Source organism: Bradyrhizobium sp. DN3, from assembly GCF_041357655.1.
Classification (GTDB): Bacteria; Pseudomonadota; Alphaproteobacteria; order Rhizobiales; family Xanthobacteraceae; genus Bradyrhizobium.
This window is the reverse complement of sequence record NZ_JAULLN010000001.1, coordinates 547556-563366: the sequence shown is the minus strand read 5'-3', so window position 1 is coordinate 563366 and position 15811 is coordinate 547556. Positions and strand designations below refer to the sequence as shown.

At 64.4% G+C, this 15811-nt stretch carries 19 protein-coding genes; 9 read left to right on the top strand and 10 right to left on the bottom strand.

All coding sequences use genetic code 11. The features are described from left to right. Positions 1-37 precede the first annotated feature (37 nt). Positions 38-1123 (top strand): extensin family protein, encoded by a 1086-nt coding sequence (locus tag AAE027_RS02540; RefSeq protein WP_370984942.1) that lies wholly within the window; start codon positions 38-40, stop codon positions 1121-1123. A 36-nt stretch (positions 1124-1159) separates the two neighbouring features. On the opposite strand, the gene AAE027_RS02535 is transcribed toward AAE027_RS02540, so the two are convergent. Next, a complete protein-coding gene (locus AAE027_RS02535; RefSeq protein WP_130212824.1) occupies positions 1160-1846 on the bottom strand; it encodes a L,D-transpeptidase in 687 nt (228 codons plus the stop codon). 335 nt (positions 1847-2181) lie between these two features. Between AAE027_RS02535 and AAE027_RS02530 the strand changes: the two genes are divergently transcribed. Together AAE027_RS02530 and AAE027_RS02525 are read left to right on the top strand one after the other, a co-directional pair. Continuing rightward, a complete protein-coding gene (locus AAE027_RS02530) occupies positions 2182-3159 on the top strand; it encodes a magnesium transporter CorA family protein (protein WP_091893590.1) in 978 nt (325 codons plus the stop codon). A 206-nt stretch (positions 3160-3365) separates the two neighbouring features. After that, positions 3366-3584, top strand: coding sequence for a hypothetical protein (locus tag AAE027_RS02525; protein ID WP_370984943.1), 219 nt, complete (start codon positions 3366-3368; stop codon positions 3582-3584). A gap of 80 nt (positions 3585-3664) precedes the next feature. Here AAE027_RS02525 and AAE027_RS02520 read toward each other — a convergent pair whose 3' ends face one another. The 3 genes from AAE027_RS02520 to pdxH form a co-directional block, all read right to left on the bottom strand. Next, positions 3665-4435 carry a class I SAM-dependent methyltransferase gene (locus AAE027_RS02520; protein ID WP_370984944.1) on the bottom strand — a complete coding sequence of 257 codons (771 nt, stop codon included), beginning with the start codon at positions 4433-4435 and terminating at the stop codon, positions 3665-3667. A gap of 966 nt (positions 4436-5401) precedes the next feature. Continuing rightward, the gene (locus AAE027_RS02515) at positions 5402-6154 is read right to left on the bottom strand and encodes an SDR family NAD(P)-dependent oxidoreductase (protein ID WP_128939757.1); all 753 of its coding nucleotides are present in this window, start codon (positions 6152-6154) and stop codon (positions 5402-5404) included. Positions 6155-6192: 38 nt separating this feature from the next. Continuing rightward, positions 6193-6834 (bottom strand): pyridoxamine 5'-phosphate oxidase, encoded by a 642-nt coding sequence (pdxH, locus tag AAE027_RS02510; RefSeq protein WP_091893596.1) that lies wholly within the window; start codon positions 6832-6834, stop codon positions 6193-6195. A 113-nt stretch (positions 6835-6947) separates the two neighbouring features. On the opposite strand from pdxH, the gene AAE027_RS02505 reads away from it, so the two are divergent. Then, a complete protein-coding gene (locus AAE027_RS02505) occupies positions 6948-7355 on the top strand; it encodes an RT0821/Lpp0805 family surface protein (RefSeq protein ID WP_164934631.1) in 408 nt (135 codons plus the stop codon). Between the two features lie 108 nt (positions 7356-7463). Further along, positions 7464-8429 (top strand): DnaJ C-terminal domain-containing protein, encoded by a 966-nt coding sequence (locus AAE027_RS02500; protein WP_091893598.1) that lies wholly within the window; start codon positions 7464-7466, stop codon positions 8427-8429. A 322-nt stretch (positions 8430-8751) separates the two neighbouring features. Here the strand turns inward: AAE027_RS02500 and AAE027_RS02495 are convergent, their stop codons facing one another. After that, positions 8752-9522 carry an anti-sigma factor family protein gene (locus AAE027_RS02495; RefSeq protein ID WP_128935307.1) on the bottom strand — a complete coding sequence of 257 codons (771 nt, stop codon included), beginning with the start codon at positions 9520-9522 and terminating at the stop codon, positions 8752-8754. 103 nt (positions 9523-9625) lie between these two features. Beyond that, positions 9626-10114, bottom strand: a complete 489-nt coding sequence (locus AAE027_RS02490; protein WP_370984945.1) for an RNA polymerase sigma factor — start codon at positions 10112-10114, stop codon at positions 9626-9628. A gap of 171 nt (positions 10115-10285) precedes the next feature. On the opposite strand from AAE027_RS02490, the gene fabI reads away from it, so the two are divergent. The 4 genes from fabI to AAE027_RS02470 all read left to right on the top strand — a co-directional run bounded on the left by fabI (position 10286) and on the right by AAE027_RS02470 (position 14282). After that, positions 10286-11095, top strand: coding sequence for an enoyl-ACP reductase FabI (gene fabI / locus AAE027_RS02485; protein ID WP_128935306.1), 810 nt, complete (start codon positions 10286-10288; stop codon positions 11093-11095). Positions 11096-11168: 73 nt separating this feature from the next. Continuing rightward, positions 11169-11768, top strand: coding sequence for a histidine phosphatase family protein (locus AAE027_RS02480; RefSeq protein ID WP_370984946.1), 600 nt, complete (start codon positions 11169-11171; stop codon positions 11766-11768). A gap of 120 nt (positions 11769-11888) precedes the next feature. Continuing rightward, complete coding sequence (gene aroC / locus AAE027_RS02475) at positions 11889-12977, top strand: chorismate synthase (RefSeq protein WP_370984947.1); 1089 nt, start codon at positions 11889-11891, stop codon at positions 12975-12977. Positions 12978-13091: 114 nt separating this feature from the next. Continuing rightward, positions 13092-14282, top strand: coding sequence for an adenylate/guanylate cyclase domain-containing protein (locus AAE027_RS02470; protein WP_370984948.1), 1191 nt, complete (start codon positions 13092-13094; stop codon positions 14280-14282). A gap of 3 nt (positions 14283-14285) precedes the next feature. On the opposite strand, the gene clpS is transcribed toward AAE027_RS02470, so the two are convergent. The 4 genes from clpS to crcB (AAE027_RS02450) are packed head-to-tail and all read right to left on the bottom strand — an operon-like array spanning position 14286 to position 15803. Next, complete coding sequence (clpS, locus tag AAE027_RS02465) at positions 14286-14591, bottom strand: ATP-dependent Clp protease adapter ClpS (RefSeq protein WP_091893614.1); 306 nt, start codon at positions 14589-14591, stop codon at positions 14286-14288. Positions 14592-14634: 43 nt separating this feature from the next. After that, positions 14635-14976 carry a DUF190 domain-containing protein gene (locus AAE027_RS02460; protein ID WP_091893616.1) on the bottom strand — a complete coding sequence of 114 codons (342 nt, stop codon included), beginning with the start codon at positions 14974-14976 and terminating at the stop codon, positions 14635-14637. 2 nt (positions 14977-14978) lie between these two features. After that, on the bottom strand, positions 14979-15407 hold the full coding sequence (crcB, locus tag AAE027_RS02455) for a fluoride efflux transporter CrcB (protein WP_370984949.1): 429 nt from the start codon (positions 15405-15407) through the stop codon (positions 14979-14981). A 6-nt stretch (positions 15408-15413) separates the two neighbouring features. Continuing rightward, positions 15414-15803 (bottom strand): fluoride efflux transporter CrcB, encoded by a 390-nt coding sequence (crcB, locus tag AAE027_RS02450; protein ID WP_128935300.1) that lies wholly within the window; start codon positions 15801-15803, stop codon positions 15414-15416. Positions 15804-15811: the final 8 nt, after the last annotated feature.

Sequence of the window (15811 nt, the reverse complement as noted above, 5' to 3'; positions counted from 1 at the left end):
CGCGTTATCGCTCTCAGCCTTGGGCCAAACAATTGTGATGAGTTTTAGCCTGCCGGACTTTCGCCGCAAATGGTCTTGTCGCGGCTATATGTCCACCGGCGCGGCAATGGTTACCGCCGCGCTCGCGCTGTCGCTAGTGCTCGCCGAGAGGGCTGAGGCGCGGAAATATCCTGCGCCATGGGATATCTTCGGCCTTGGTACACCACGACCGCGCGCAGCCGTTCGTCACGCCAAGATTCCACTGCCAAAACCGCGCCCCGAAGAGGCCCCCAAGGCGTCGGACGAGGGGGCGCCGGAGCCAGAAGGCAAGCCATCCGAGGACAAGCCAAGCGCCGACAAGCCCGCCGAGGCCGCGCCGCCGCCCGAGAAGCAGGCCTCGGCCTGCCGGCTGGCGCTGACCGAGGAGATCGCGATCGCGCCGTCGATTCCGGATATCCGCGGGCCCGGCGCCTGCGGCGGTGAGGATCTGGTGCGGCTAGAGGCTATCGTGCTGCCGGACAAGCGTAAGGTGGTGGTCAAGCCGGCAGCGATCCTCCGCTGCAACATGGCGTCCGCGGTCGCCGATTGGGTGCGCAAGGACATGGTGCCGCTGGCGGCGAGCCTCGGCTCGACCATCAGCGACCTCGACAATTTCGACAGCTTCGAGTGCCGTGGCCGCAACCGCGTCGTCGGCGCGATGCTGTCCGAGCACGGCAAGGCCAACGCCCTCGACGTCCGCGCCATCAAGCTGGCCAACGGCCAGTCGATCGGCCTGACCGACCGCACCATGTCGCGCGATGTGCGCGAGCGCGTGCTGCATTCGGTGTGCGCGCGCTTTTCCACCGTGCTCGGTCCGGGCTCGGACTGGTACCACGAGGACCACATCCATCTCGATTTGGCGCAGCGGCGCAATGACTACCGGATCTGCCAGTGGAACGTCTGGGATCCCCTGCCGCAGGTCGCCCCGCTGCTGCCGGCGGAGCGCCCCGAGGAGGCCCCGCCGCGCGAGGTCGCGGCCAAGCCCGACGGCAAGGAGGACGCCGACGAAGGGGCAGCGGAGACTCCCCCTGCGGCTGCGGACAAGCCGTCGGCTGGTGGCAACAAAGCCCGGTCGCACAAGCCGGCAACAAAAAAGCGCCGGTAAGACCGGCGCTTTTGGATGTCAGAGATCAGAATGCGATCAGTAGCTGCCGGCTTGGCCGGTTTGGCTGCCGCCGAGCGCCAGGCGCGAATTATACGGCGAGTCGCCATGCTTCGGCTCGAGCACCACGACGATGGTGCCGACCTTGACGCGGTTGTAGAGGTCGATCGCGTCCTCGTTGGTCAGGCGGATGCAGCCCGACGAGATCGAGGCGCCGATATATTCCGGCTGGTTGGTGCCGTGGATGCGGAACAGCGTGTCCTTGCCGCCCGAATAGAGGTACATGGCGCGGGAACCCATCGGATTGTCCGGACCCGGCGCGACATAGGTCGGCACGCCCAGGCGCGAAATCTCGCCCGGCGTCGGATGCCAGGCCGGCCATTCGGTCATGCTGCCGACCTTGGCAATGCCGGACCAGGCCATGGCCTCTTCGCCGACGGTGATGCCATAGCGGATCGCCTTGCCGCCCTCCAGCACGTAATAGAGGTAGTGGTTGTCGGAATCGACCACGATCGAGCCCGGCGATTCCTTGCGGTGATACTCGACGATGGCGCGGCGGAACGGCTCTGCGACCGGGGTATTTTCATACCGGACCTTGGCGAGGAGTTCCTTGTCCTTCGGCTTGAAGGCTTTGGTGTCGGTCGCCTCGAAATGCGTGGCCTGCATGCAGCCCGACAGCATCAGGCCAGCGGCCAAGATCCCCAATTTAACTTTCAGCGACGACATGGTTTGGTTCCAATCAAAACAATACCGTACGGAACGCCTGAGCTTAGCGCCCAAGTTCCTCGACTCCGTTAATCCCATTATCGTTGAAATCTGCCACAATTCCAGCACTGAAGCCCTTATCCCGCGCTGCAAGACCCCAGCTGTGGCTTTTTTGCCGCAAGTTTTGCGGCGCTGTGCGGATTTTGCGGCAGGAGGCTTCGAACTGTCGATTCCGCGCCACAGTTGAACCCCGACCCCGCCACAAATACCAACGCTTCGTTAATCCGGTTGTCATCGTGAACTTGTCAGAATCGCGCTAAGGGCTGTCATTCTGTCGCAGGTTCTCTGGAGTTGTCATGTTTTCGGTGTTTGTTCCCTCCGAGGCCTCCCTCAAGAAGGCTGTCATCGAAGATCTCACCGCGCTGCCGGAGAGCGCGGTCTGGATCGACCTCGTCAACCCGAGCGCGGCCGAGGACAAGGCGGTGGAGCGGCTGGCGGGCATCGCCATCCCGACCCGGGAAGACATGCAGGAGATCGAGATCTCCAGCCGGCTCTATATCGAGAGCGGCGCGCGCTACATGACCGCGACGCTGATGTGCCACTCCGATACCGACATGCCCCGGACCACGGCAGTGACCTTCATCCTCGGCGACCACCGCCTGGTGACGGTGCGCTACGATTTGCCGAAGCCATTCGCCCTGGTCGAGGCCAAGCTCGGTCGCTCCTGCACGCCTTCCATCACCGGCGAGATGGTGCTGATGGAACTCCTGGACGCCGTGATCGACCGCTGCGCCGACATTCTGGAGCGCTGCGGCGCCGAGATCGATCAGGTCTCGCACGACATCTTCGAACCCGAGAGTGAGCGCCACGGCCACGCCAAGCAATATTCCCAGATCCTGATCTCGATCGGCCGCAAGGGCGATCTGACCTCGAAGGTTCGGGAGAGCCTGGTGTCGATCGGCCGCGTCGTGACCTTCTTGTCCGCAGTGGTGGAAGGCGTGAAATGGTCGAAGGACATGCGCGAGCAGCTCAAGACCATGCAGCGCGACGTGGGCTCGCTGACCGATCACGCATCCTACCTCTCCAACAAGATCACCTTCGTGCTCGACGCCATGCTCGGCGTCGTCAATCTCGAGCAGAACAACATCATCAAGCTGTTCTCGGTCATGGCTGTTGTCCTGATGCCGCCGACGCTGATCGCCTCGATCTACGGCATGAATTTCAAGGTGATGCCGGAACTCGAATGGATCCACGGCTATCCGATGGCGCTGGTGATGATGCTGGTGGCCGCAATCGTCCCGTACTGGATCTTCAAGTGGAAGAAGTGGCTCTGATCTCCCGCGCTCTCGGAAGATAGCTACCGAGACCTTACGCGGTTCGCAAAGACACGGTCGATCGTGTCGCAGAATAGAGCGGGATTGAGGCGCTGCCGTGATGTGTGCGCTGTGCCCCAATTCCTCCGGTAAAATTTGAGCGGTGGGCTGAACGTTTGCGCGAAACTTGTCTGCGATAAGCAGCGTGTTAGCCGCGAGGAACAGCCATGGTTGAAAAACACATAACGACGCCCCGCAACGTCATCGATCTGGCGAACTATCGTCAGGTCGTGACGAGCGGCAAGGCGCCGTCGTTGTCGGCACGCCTGTGCCGACACTGTGGTGCTCCGCTGCTCGACGGCGAAAACGACGACGACTGCTCGACTGCATTGAACGTCGCCGCTCCGCGGCTGCGCGAACGGTCGCGTCGGATTCGACTCGATTGAGGAACGGAAGGAAGGCGGGCGATCCAGGTCTTGCGGCGGCGTTGTCTGGATCGCCTTGCTTCCGTCTTTCGGCAAATCAGCTAGCGCTTCACGATCTGCGCCGTCGAGACAATGGTCTCGGCGATGGCGCCGTCGCGGCTGAAAGCGACGAGATGCTTTAAGACATCGCGCAGCATAGCCTCGACATTCTCGCCCAAAGCATCCGGTGATGACGACGAATAAGTGAGAGTGCGTTGCGCCAAGTCGTACAGGCCGACCAGATGGCTGGTTTCGACTGTGACGAGCTCGGCGGGCTGAAACGAGCTGCCGCGGAAGAACGCGGGAAGGTCGCGGTGGGTCCGTGTGCCCCGGCCGGCTTCCTCCCAGAGCTTTGCCGGTGACCAGCGGCGGCGGATCTCGTTGTAGCCATCAAGCCAGGAGTTGCGGCCATCGGCGGCCGAGAACGAGGCGCAGATCGCGAGCGCACCGTCGTGCGCGACCAGCCGATCGAGCAATGCAAGCGTCAAGTCACGATCCATCCAATGCAGCGCGCGGCCGATTGTGACGATGTCGAAACTGCCGATGTCGGAGGCGAGCGTCTCGGCGTTGCTTTCGATCAGCGTGACATGTCGCCCCGCGCGCGCTGCCGCGAGCCGGGCGGCGTCGAGCATCGCAGGCTCAGGGTCGACACCGACGACACGGCCCACATAAGGGCCGAAGCCGAGCGCCAGCAGCCCGGGTCCGGTGCCGAGATCGATCAGGCTGCTCTCCCTGGAGAGGCCGAGATTGTGCGCGACACTGCGAAAGAATTCGCGCGGGTAAGGCGGGCGCAAATGCTCGTAGAGTGACGCCGTGCTTGCGAATCTGCCCATGCTTCCACCGTTCTGGCCTATACGTGCTCGCCGCCTTGATGTGCCGCGCGATCACGACAGAATGCGATGTCGCCCGTCGGGCAAAACACCGTGCGATCACAGCCGTGTTGTCAAGATGCCTGCTCGGAAATATTCCACTTTACCGAAATTCGGATTTGTCGTATGTGTCGTCTATCCCGGCTCATCCTTGAGGGGCGATCGTGTGGTCGTCATGTTTCGTGAGCCGGGCTTGCGGTGGACGCAGCAGCGTCGGGCGCGAACAGCCAGGGCAGGGCGGATTGCTCTCCGTGAGCCCAGGGCTTCGTGCGGACGGACGGCGCTGTCAGGTTCGTCTCGCCCGTAAGTTTCCTGCTCCGTCGACAGGGCTGGGAAAACTGCGGCGAAATGGCGGGCCGTGCGTACGGCAAAACCGTGTGGTCCTGGCCGTCGTTGCTACGGTCAAGCTCTTGCGGATGTGGCAATCGCGTCAACCGGCGCGGTGCCGGCGACTTTCGCAAGCGTGAGGGAGGCCAGAAGGAACTCGGCTCCCGGGAGAGCTCGGTATACGCCGTCCGACCATCGCGCAGGGAAGGCCGAGTGATTGGCTACACCTGTATGCTGCTGTGCGGTTCTTCCTGCGTGTGCTTTTCGCGCAGCGGACCGCGGGTGCCGGCCGGCACCCGGCCTTCCCTGCGCCCTCTTGGCTTCGAGGGTGGAGAGATGAAGCAAAGCTCGGGCGAAATACGCCGCGAGAATGCGAACGCATGTCTGCAGCCACAACTCGCTGTCATCGCCCGGCTTGACCGGGCGATCCAGTACGCCGAAGCGGCAGTGACGAATCGAGAAGCTGCGGCGTACTGGATTCCCCGCCGGAGCCTGTCATCGGGCTCGCCGAAGGCGAGACCCGGTGGCGGGGAATGGCAGTGGAGATTGGAGTGCCAGCCGTCGCCTCATGCTCTGTCATTGCCGTGCAGCGACGAGAGCGGATCAAACGTGCTGGCCGCCGTTGATGTGGATCTCGGCGCCGTTGACGTAGGAACTGGTGTCCGTGCACAGCACATAGATGATCTTGGCGACCTCGTCGGGTGTGCCGAGACGATGCATCGGGATCTGCTGCTCGACGATCTTCTCGGTGCCGGGCGAGAGGATCGAGGTATCGATCTCGCCGGGCGCGATCGCGTTGACACGCACGCCGATGCGGCCGAAGTCGGAAGCCATCTCGCGCGTCAGCGCGGCGAGCGCGGCTTTGGACGTCGCGTAGGCGGCACCCGCGAAGGGATGCACGCGCGAGCCCGCGATCGAGGTGACGTTCACGACCGATCCCCTGGCCGCCTTCAATTCTTCGATCAGCCCGCGCGCCATCATGATCGGCGCGAAGAAGTTGACGTTGAAGACATGCGTCCAGGTGTCGAGGTCGGTGTCGACCGAGCCGAGCCGCGCGCCGCCCGCGCCCTTCGGCGAGATCGCGGCGTTGTTGACCAGCGCATGCAGCGTGCCGCCTTCGAGCCGGCGGCGGATCTCGGTGATCGCGCGCGCCGTATCCTCGGGATCGCCGAGGTCGACCTGGATGTGGTCCTCGGGGCCTGCGTCCCACGGGCAGTCCTCCGGGAAAGCATGCCGTGAGCAGGTGATGACGCGCCAGCCGGCCGAGGAGAAACGGATCACGGTGGCGTGGCCGATGCCGCGGCTGGCCCCGGTCAGGAGCAGCGTACGACGCGGCACATTGGACGAATGCGGCATGGACATCTTTCAGGTCGGCCCAAAGCTAAAGACAACGCTCAAGGATACATCCGAGTCTTGGACCATTTCTGGCCGGCCGCGTCACGGCGAAATTCGATGCGGTCGTGCAGGCGGAATGGGCGGTCGTGCCAAAACTCGATGCGCACCGGCGCGATGCGCCAGCCGCTCCAGCCCGGCGGCCGCGGCACCTCGCCGATGACGTATTTGGCCGCGACTTTCGCGATGGCCTGTTCGAAGGCAAAGCGGCTCTCCAGCGCCTCGGATTGCTTGCTCGCCCAGGCGCCGATCTGGGCCTGCTTGGGGCGGGTGGCGAAATAGGCATCGGCCTCGGCGTCGGTCACCGGCGTCACGTTGCCGCGGATGCGGACCTGACGCCGCAGCGACTTCCAGTGAAAAAGTAATGCTGCCTTAGGATTTGCGGCGAGTTCGCGGCCCTTCTGGCTGGCGATGTGGCTGTAGAAGACGAAACCCTCGGTATCGAAACCCTTCATCAGCACCATGCGCACGTCCGGAAGCCCGTCCGGGTCGACGGTCGCGAGCGCCATCGCGTTCGGATCGTTCGGCTCGCTCTTGATCGCCTCGTTCAGCCAGGACTCGAACAACGCAAATGGCTCGTCGGCGGCGGTGAAATCACCGGATGTTAAGGGTGTCTGGTGTTTCATCGAGGTCGTGTCGGTCATGTCTGGAGTCCGAGTTGCGTCCCGCGGCCCAAAACGCGCTATTGTCCGCTACCGCCCTATATAGGGCATGGGGACGCGTTGGCCTATCGGTGATCCGTCCGTCCGGCTTCGTCATGACGATGATTCTAATCGGGCTTGGTGCCGGCGGTTGCAGCTTTTCGCGCAACGACAGCAGTGCCTATGCCAAGGCCGACGACAGCGACCTGACCGGATCGATCGCGCGGCCGGCGAAGGACGCCCCGCCGACCGAGACCGATCTCGCCTTCGCCCGCAACGCCGCCTCCGACGTCCTCAGCAAGGGCGACAAGGATTCCAGCCAGCACTGGGAGAATCCGGAGACCGGGGCGCGGGGCTCGGTCACCCCGATCGCACAGTCCTATGCCGCGGAGGACGGCCGCAAGTGCCGCGACTTCCTGGCGAGCTACGTCAACGGCAATACCGAAAGCTGGCTCCAGGGCGCCGGCTGCCAAAGCAGCCGTGGCCGTTGGGAGATTCATACGCTAAAGCCGTGGCGGAGCTAGGATCCGGCGCGGGCCCTAGTTGCAAAAATGCCACTCTCTCCCCACATGATCTGCAGGTGGGGCGGGGAGCCCTTTGAACAATTCGATTCCGTGAAGGAGACGTGACGGATGCGCGACCCCTATGAGGTCTTGGGGGTGCCGCGGAGCGCCAACGCTGCCGCCATCAAGAGCGCCTATCGCAAGCTTGCCAAGAAGCACCATCCCGACAGCAACAAGGGTGACCCGAAGGCTGCCGAGCGCTTCGCCGAGATCAACTCGGCCAACGAGATTCTCGGCGACGAGGACAAGCGCAAGCAGTTCGACCGCGGCGAGATCGACGCCGAAGGCAAGCCGCGCTTCCAGGGCTTTCCAGGTGGCGGCGGGCCGCGCGGGCGCGCGGGCCCCGGCGGGTTCGAGAGCTATACGTTCCGGAGCGGCGGTGCGGGTGGCAGCCCGGGCGGCGGCGCGTTCGAGGATATCCTCAACAGCATGTTCGGCGGTGGGATGCGTGGCGCGCGGCCCGGGGCCGGGGGCGGCGCCCAGTTCGACTTCGACACCGGCGGGATCGGGCTCGATCTCGACGTGAACGTTGCCATGTCCGTCTCTCTGGAAGAGGCGGTCAAGGGCGGCGAGAAGCGCGTCCGGCTGCCCACGGGCAAGGAGCTGAACGTCAAGATTCCGGCCGGCGTCACCGAAGGCCAGCAGATCCGGCTGAGGGGGCAGGGCGAAAGCGCGCAGGGCCATCCGCCCGGCGATCTCCTGATCACCATCAACATCGCGCCCCACCCCCACTTCAAGGTCGAGGGCACGGACTTGCGGATCGATCTGCCGGTCACGCTCTATGAGGCGGTGCTCGGCGGCAAGGTCCGCGTCCCCACCCTCGGCAATGCCGTGGAGCTCTCGGTCCCGAAAAACACCTCCAGCGGCCGGACCTTCCGCCTCAAGGGCAAGGGACTGCCAAAGGCCGGTGGAACCGGAGACCTCTTCGTCGTCATCAGGATTATGCTACCGGACGGGAACGATGCCGAGCTTGAGACATTGATGGAAAAGTGGCGGGACCAACATCCCTACAATCCGCGTAGCGGGCTCGGCTAGGGCGCTATCCGAGGCCACCTCGACGATCGGAGCATTCTCTTCCTGAAAGGATGATGCTCAACATACGCCTGAAGCGCGGTCGCGCTTCAACGCTGACGTTTGAGGCGTGTCGGCTGTCCGGCGGGGCCGCCGATAAAAAGGTGCGGCCTCGAGAGGGGGACCAGCGCGGTACCAAAAACCCCAATCGAGGCCGCCTGCGTCGATCGGCGGATCGAACGCTGCTCATTTTCGCGTGATCATCCGGTGCGATTCTGAGACGCGCCGATGTCCTGATTCCAAATTTTCGATGTCGGAATCGAGGCATCGCGATAGCGCGGGTTGTCTAGGTACCGTGCTTCTCTGCCTGGTCGTAAACGGCCTGCGCCACCTTGGTCAGCCGGTCGCGGTCGGCGCCGCCGCTGACGACGTAACCGACGCCGCGCTCGGCCCAGAACAGCGCCCCGTCCTTGTCCGTTTTGGCGTAGCGCATCTGCGTCGCGCCGTTCTCGGTCTTGGCCGTGTAGATCGTGTACCGCTCGCCTGAGGCGCCCTCATACATCAGGAACGACGCCGGACCTTTCGGCCCTGGCAAGAGCCGGCCGCCGACGAGCTTCAGCCCGCTCGCCTCCAGGTTCGGCGCGAACACGGTCCAGCCGCAGCGCCGGGTCAGCCAGGCCTGGAGATGGTCACGCTCGTTGCCGCCGACCTCGACGGGGTGGCGGACCTCGACGACATAGAGGCGGTGGGCGTCGAGCGCGTCCGCCGTAAAACTCTGGAAGGTCGAGGGCGCGTTGGCGGCGCCATGCGCGACCCAGCCGGCCGTGCCGCCGGCGACGAAAGCAACCAGCACAGCCGCGGCGGCGCCATAGAGCCATTGCCGGGGTCGGCGCTCCAGCCGCTCGAGCTCCAGCCGTGCCGGCACCGGCTCCTGGGCGACGGCGTCGTAGCGGGCGTGCAGCATCTCGGCCATGGCGCGCCAGGACTGCACACGCTCGGCCTCGTCAGGATGGGCGGCAAGCCAGGCCTCGACGTCGGCGCGACGTTCGGCCGGCAGCTCGCCGTCGACATAGGCGTGCAGCTCGTCTTCGGTGATCGGAATGTTGCGGTCGTTCATATCGGTCGTCTCTGGCTCTGCGGCCTAAAATGTCCTTCGTTACTCAACGTCGCCCGCTCCATCGGCATGTGGGCGGACAACACGCGATGCATCAGCCCTGCCATCATTTCACCCGCCTGAGCGCCGGGCGCGCGCCCTCGAGCGAGGCTTTGACGTGGGCGCGGGCGCGCGCCAGGCGCGACATCACGGTGCCGATCGGCACGCCCTGGATGTCGGCGACCTCGCGATAGCTCATGCCCTCCAGCATCACTAGGAGCAGCACCGAACGTTGGTCCTCCACGAGCGTCGCCAGCGCCTTCTCGATGTCGCGCCCTTCGGCCTCAGTCCCGCTGGCGTCCGGGTTGTTCTCCGTCAGCGGCATGAATTGCGGCCGCCTGGCCAGTGAGCGCCGCCGGTTCTTGTTGAGGTTGGTCAGGATCGTGTAGAGCCAGCTCCTGACGTCGCCCCCGAGGAACAGACGCTCCGAACGCAGCGCGCGTACCAACGTATCCTGTACCAGATCGTCGGCCGCATCCGCATCGCGCGTGAGCGCGCGGGCATAGCGGCGCAACGCCGGGATCATGGTTTCCACACTCTGGCGAAACGCATTCATTGCGGTTTTCACGTCCCGGTGTTCGGCGCGAGCGCTACAACGATCATAACACCCGAATGAAACGGCTATTCCGGCGCTCGAAACAGCGTTAACGCCGCGTATTAGGACTGTACCGCGAAGGAGGGCTGGTGTACCTCCAGACCTTAACCCGCTCGATGGGACGTTGAAAAAATGGCGCAGAATTCAGGTCTGATGCAGGGCAAACGGGGCGTGATCCTCGGCGTTGCCAACAACCGATCGATCGCCTGGGGCATCGCCAAGGCATGCCGCGCGGCCGGTGCCGAGCTCGCCTTCACCTATCAGGGCGATGCGCTGAAGAAGCGCGTCGAGCCGCTCGCCGCGGAGGTCGGCGGTCTCGTGCTCGGCCATTGCGACGTCACGGATGCCGCCACCATCGACGCCGCCTTCGCGGTGCTGAAGGAGAAGTGGGGCAAGATCGATTTCCTGGTGCACGCGATCGCCTATGGCGAGCAGCTCGACGGCCGCTATGTCGACACCACGCAGGAGAACTTTTCGAAGTCGATGCTGATCTCCTGCTATTCGTTTACCGCGGTGGCGCAGCGCGCCGAGAAGCTGATGACGGATGGCGGCTCGCTCATCACGCTCAGCTATTACGGCGCCGAGAAATGGATGCCGCATTACAACGTCATGGGCGTGGCGAAAGCTGCGCTGGAAGCCAGCGTGCGCTATCTCGCCGCCGATCTCGGCGAGAAGAACATCCGCGTCAACGCGATCTCGGCAGGTCCGATCAAGACGCTCGCCGCCTCCGGCATCGGCGATTTCCGCTATATCCTGAAGTGGAACGAGTACAACGCGCCGATGCGGCGCAACGTGTCGACAGAGGATGTCGGCGGCAGCGCGCTGTATTTCCTCTCCGACTTGTCGCGCGGCGTGACCGGCGAGGTGCACCACGTCGATTCCGGCTATCACGTGCTCGGCATGAAGCGCCCGGACGCGCCGGATATCTCACTCGGCGGGTAGAGCATGATCCGGAAAAGTGGGAACCGGTTTTCCGATAAGATCATGCTCGAACAAGACTAGCCTTCGAACCGCAATGCCCGTGCCCACGATCTATTTCCTGCGCCACGGCGAGACCGAGTGGAACGCGCTCGGGCGGCTCCAGGGCGCCCAGGACATTCCACTGAATGCACGTGGCCGCGGACAGGCCGTGCACGCAGCCGGCGTTCTCGCCGATCTGTTGAGGCGCGACGGCAAGGACAAAGCGGCGCTGCCCTACGTGTCGAGCCCACTCGGGCGTGCGCGCCAGACCATGGAACTCGTCCGCCGCAAGCTTGAAATGCCGCTTGCCAATTATTCGCTCGACGACCGCCTGCGGGAGATCGGCTACGGCACCTGGGAGGGGCTGACACTGGCCGAAAGCGAGGCCTCCGATCCCGCGGTCTATGCAAGGCGCCTCGCCGACAAATGGACGGTCGCGCCAATCGGCGGCGAGACCTATGCGGCGGTGCAGCTGCGCATGCTCGATTGGTACGAGTCGCTTCTGGTCGATACCGTCGCGGTCGCCCATGGCGGCACCTGCCGGGCCCTGATGGTGGCTTTGGGCATTGAGACCCCCGCCGGTGCCGCCGAGCTCTATATCGAGCAAGGCGCCGTCTATGTGTTTCGCGACCGGCGGCTGGAGAAGTTTAGTTAGCCTGGAACGCGGTCATTGCGGGTTCGATGCTTCGCATCGCCCCGGAATGACCGAGTGTGTGTTTGACCCGGGTGTTCCCCCGCGTTACCACCACAAGTCAGAACTGACGAGTAGAGACGGATGTCCTTCAACACCTTCGGCCACATGTTCCGCGTCACCACCTTCGGCGAGAGCCACGGCGTGGCGATCGGCTGCGTGGTCGACGGCTGTCCGCCTATGATCCCGCTCACCGAGGCCGACATCCAGGGCGATCTCGACCGCCGCCGGCCCGGCCAGTCGCGCTTCACCACCCAGCGCCAGGAGCCGGACCAGGTCAAAATCCTGTCCGGCGTGATGGCGCATCCGGAGACCGGCGTGCAGGTGACGACGGGCACCCCGATCGGGCTCCTGATCGAGAACACCGACCAGCGCTCGAAGGACTATTCCGAGATCAAGGACAAGTTTCGCCCCGGTCATGCCGACTTCACTTATGAGGCGAAGTACGGTCTGCGCGACTATCGCGGCGGCGGGCGCTCCTCGGCGCGCGAGACCGCGACGCGCGTTGCCGCCGGCGCGATCGCGCGAAAAGTGCTGCCCGACGTCAAGGTGCGGGGCGCGCTGGTGCAGATCGGCCCGCACAAGATCGACCGCGCCAAATGGGACTGGGACGAGATCGGGAAAAATCCGTTCTTCTGTCCCGACAAGGACAAGGCCGCCTTCTTCGAGACCTATCTCGACGGCATCCGCAAGAGCGGCTCCTCAATCGGCGCGGTGATCGAAGTCGTCGCCGAGGGCGTGCCGGCGGGCCTGGGTGCGCCGATCTATGCCAAGCTCGATTCCGATCTGGCGGCTGCGATGATGACCATCAACGCCGTGAAGGGCGTCGAGATCGGCGCCGGATTTGGCGCGGCCGAATTGACCGGCGAAGAGAACGCCGACGAGATGCGCACCGGCAATGACGGCACGCGCTTTCTCTCCAACCATGCCGGCGGCGTTCTGGGCGGCATCTCCACCGGACAGCCGGTGGTGGTGCGTTTTGCCGTGAAGCCGACCTCGTCGATCCTCCAGCCGCGCCGCACCGTCGATCGCAAGGGCACTGATACCGAGATCGTCACGAAGGGCCGCCATGACCCCTGCGTCGGCATCCGCGCCGTCCCCGTCGGTGAGGCCATGATGGCCTGCGTGCTGGCCGATCACTTCCTGCGCGATCGCGGGCAGGTGGGACGCTAGTTTTTTCACCTCTCCCGTAGGGAGAGGTGAGCACACCGCGAATAACGCGCCCTGTCGCGGTACTAGCCCACCGCGCAGCTTGACGGGCCCACAACTTCGTCCGCAAATGCGGGCATGAACAGCTCCGAGCTCCAGCGCCTCTGCAACTGGCTGATCGGCGGTGCCTGGTCGTCGCTAGAGCCGGCCGAGATGATCGCCGATTTCTGCGAACGTCTGGTCGCGGCCGGCCTGCCAGTGTGGCGGTTCGGCATCTTCATCCGCACGCTGCATCCGGAAATCTTCGGCCGCAACTTCATCTGGCGGCAGGGTGGGGAGGTCGAAATCGGCAGCGTCGATTTCGAGATCCTGGAGACGCCCGAATTCGCCCGCAGCCCGCTCCGCATCGTGTTCGAGCAGGGGGTGGAGGTCAGGGGACGCGCGAGCGATCCCGACAGCAAGCGATTTCCGTTCCTCGACGACATGCGCGCCGAAGGTGCGACCGACTATATTGCGGTGCCGGTGCCTTTTCTCGATGGCTCCATCCACGCCACCAGCTGGATCACGCAGCATCCCGATGGCTTCAGCGACGACGACATCGCGGCGATCCGAAGCATCATAGCGCCGCTCGCGCGCGTCAGCGAGATCATCAGCCTGCGACGCACCGCCGAGATGCTGCTCGACACCTATGTCGGCAACCGCGCCGGCGCACGCATTCTCGGCGGCCAGATCCGCCGTGGCCACACCGACACCATGCAGGCGGTGATCTGGCTCTCGGACCTGCGCGGCTTCACTGCGCTGTCGGACCGGCTGCCAGCCGAGACGGTGGTCGCAATCCTCAACCATTATTTCGATTGCCAGGTCACCGCGATCCGGGGCCACGGCGGCGAGGTGTTGAAATTCATGGGCGACGGCCTGCTCGCAGTGTTTCCGATCGACGAATATGTCGGCGATGCCGCCCATGTCTGCGCGCGCGTGCTGGAGGCGGCGCGTGAATCGCGCGCCAGCGTGGAGCAGCTCGCGTTTCCGGTCGGCGATGTCGTCGAGCGCTTCCGCTTTGGCGTCGCGCTGCACATCGGCAACATCCTCTACGGCAATATCGGTGGCGGCAACCGGCTGGACTTCACCTGCATCGGGCCCGCCGTCAATCTCGCGGCCCGGTTGGAGAAGATCACGGGGCGGCTGGGGCGGACCGTTGTGGCCTCGGAAGGTTTTGCCAATGTCTGCCACCACGATTGGCATGAGCTCGGCGAATTTCCGATCGCAGGATTTTCCAAGGCACAGCGCGTGTACGGGCTGGCGGAAGAAACGCACGCGCTGGTGGGCTGAGCTTTATTCCTCCGGCTCGGTCGTGAACAGCAGCGGATAGCCCTTGGCGCGGCCGGCATCGGTGGCACGCGTCGCCTTGGTCTCGGCGACGTCCTTGGTGAACACGGCGACGACGCAGGTGCCCAGCTTGTGCGCGGTGATCATCACCTTGTAGGCCTGATCCTCCGTCATGCGGAATTCGGCCTTGAGCACCATGGTGACGAATTCGCGGGGCGTGTAATCATCGTTGATCAGGATGACCTTGTGCAGCCGTGGCCGCTCGACCTTGGTCTTCGTCCTGGTTTTCGGTGTGGTAACGGTATCGTTCATTCCGCCTCCCGGACACGGCGGGCTCGGGTTCCTGCTGGAGCGATCAGCTCGCGGCCTTCGCACCATATTGTAGGACCTGCACCTTCTCCAAGGTGATCAGGCCGCTCGACATCATGCCATCCAGGATGGGCAGGAATGCGTTGATGTTGTCCTCGCTGTCGACGATCTCGATCAGCAGCGGCAGGTCTTCCGAAAGTCGCAGGATCTTCGAAGTGTGCAGCCGGCTCGATTTGCCGAAGCCCATCGGACCGCGCAGCACGGTGGCGCCGGCGAGGTGCCGCTCGCGCGCCGTCATCACGATCGCTTCATAGAGCGGCTTGCCGTCGAAATGGTCGCTCTCGCCGATGAAGATCCGGAGCAAAACGGCCTGAGCGGGGATTTGCATGGTCAACTCCTTGTCAAGCGGTTGTAGCGGCTCGCCATCATATGCCCGAGCCACGCCGACACCAGCCAGCAGATGACGGACGCCGCGCCATAGGCAAGTGCCGTGTACTTCATGCCGCCGTGGAGTAGGCGGAAGGTCTCCAGGCTGAAGGTCGAGAACGTGGTGTAGCCGCCGCAGAACCCGGTCATGACGAACTGCCGGTGCTCGGGACGCGCCAGCATGCGGCCGTCGGGGCCGGTCAGCGTCGCGTAGAAGCCGATGATCAGCGATCCCGTGGCGTTGATGAACAGCGTGGCGAAGGGAAAGCCCGGTCCGGTGTCGAGCGCGAGACCGACCAGATAACGGGTCAGTCCGCCGACGATGCTGCCGGCGGCAACCCAGGCGTAGAGTATCGCGCTACGCCAGCGCTCGGCGGAGGAGGGGACGGCCATGCGCTTCTATCCTCCAAGCCTGTCCGCGAGGAGGAAGCCGCAACTGACGGCTGCAAGGCACAGCCCGACCGAGAGCACGACATTGCCGAGCGCGGAGAGCGGCTCGCCGCTCCGCGCCAGCGTCAGGGTTTGCAGGCTGAACGAGGACACCGTGGTGTAGCAGCCGAGAAAACCGGTCACCGCGAACAGCCAGGGGGTGGGCGCGGCGAAGGCCGAGCCGGGATGGGTCGCGAGCGCGCCGAAAATGCCGATCAGGAAGGCGCCGGTGACGTTGATGGTCATGGTGCCCCACGGAAACGTCTCGCCCAACCGCCGCGCGATCGCGCCGGACACGAAATAGCGCGCACAGCCGCCAAGCATGCTACCCATCATGATCGCAAGCACCCCACTCAGCACGACGAAAA

Bases quoted from the DNA above. Each gene is read 5' to 3' on its own strand.
- AAE027_RS02460 (WP_091893616.1), bottom strand. From the start codon at position 14,976: ATGCAAATCCCCGCTCAGGCCGTTTTGCTCCGGATCTTCATCGGCGAG.
- AAE027_RS02495 (WP_128935307.1), bottom strand. From the start codon at position 9,522: ATGAACGACCGCAACATTCCGATCACCGAAGACGAGCTGCACGCCTAT.
- aroC (WP_370984947.1), top strand. From the start codon at position 11,889: ATGTCCTTCAACACCTTCGGCCACATGTTCCGCGTCACCACCTTCGGC.
- pdxH (WP_091893596.1), bottom strand. From the start codon at position 6,834: ATGACCGACACGACCTCGATGAAACACCAGACACCCTTAACATCCGGT.
- crcB (WP_370984949.1), bottom strand. From the start codon at position 15,407: ATGGCCGTCCCCTCCTCCGCCGAGCGCTGGCGTAGCGCGATACTCTAC.
- AAE027_RS02530 (WP_091893590.1), top strand. From the start codon at position 2,182: ATGTTTTCGGTGTTTGTTCCCTCCGAGGCCTCCCTCAAGAAGGCTGTC.
- AAE027_RS02500 (WP_091893598.1), top strand. From the start codon at position 7,464: ATGCGCGACCCCTATGAGGTCTTGGGGGTGCCGCGGAGCGCCAACGCT.
- AAE027_RS02480 (WP_370984946.1), top strand. From the start codon at position 11,169: ATGCCCGTGCCCACGATCTATTTCCTGCGCCACGGCGAGACCGAGTGG.
- AAE027_RS02535 (WP_130212824.1), bottom strand. From the start codon at position 1,846: ATGTCGTCGCTGAAAGTTAAATTGGGGATCTTGGCCGCTGGCCTGATG.
- AAE027_RS02515 (WP_128939757.1), bottom strand. From the start codon at position 6,154: ATGCCGCATTCGTCCAATGTGCCGCGTCGTACGCTGCTCCTGACCGGG.
- clpS (WP_091893614.1), bottom strand. From the start codon at position 14,591: ATGAACGATACCGTTACCACACCGAAAACCAGGACGAAGACCAAGGTC.
- AAE027_RS02520 (WP_370984944.1), bottom strand. From the start codon at position 4,435: ATGGGCAGATTCGCAAGCACGGCGTCACTCTACGAGCATTTGCGCCCG.
- AAE027_RS02540 (WP_370984942.1), top strand. From the start codon at position 38: ATGAGTTTTAGCCTGCCGGACTTTCGCCGCAAATGGTCTTGTCGCGGC.
- AAE027_RS02525 (WP_370984943.1), top strand. From the start codon at position 3,366: ATGGTTGAAAAACACATAACGACGCCCCGCAACGTCATCGATCTGGCG.
- fabI (WP_128935306.1), top strand. From the start codon at position 10,286: ATGGCGCAGAATTCAGGTCTGATGCAGGGCAAACGGGGCGTGATCCTC.
- AAE027_RS02505 (WP_164934631.1), top strand. From the start codon at position 6,948: ATGACGATGATTCTAATCGGGCTTGGTGCCGGCGGTTGCAGCTTTTCG.
- AAE027_RS02470 (WP_370984948.1), top strand. From the start codon at position 13,092: ATGAACAGCTCCGAGCTCCAGCGCCTCTGCAACTGGCTGATCGGCGGT.
- AAE027_RS02490 (WP_370984945.1), bottom strand. From the start codon at position 10,114: ATGAATGCGTTTCGCCAGAGTGTGGAAACCATGATCCCGGCGTTGCGC.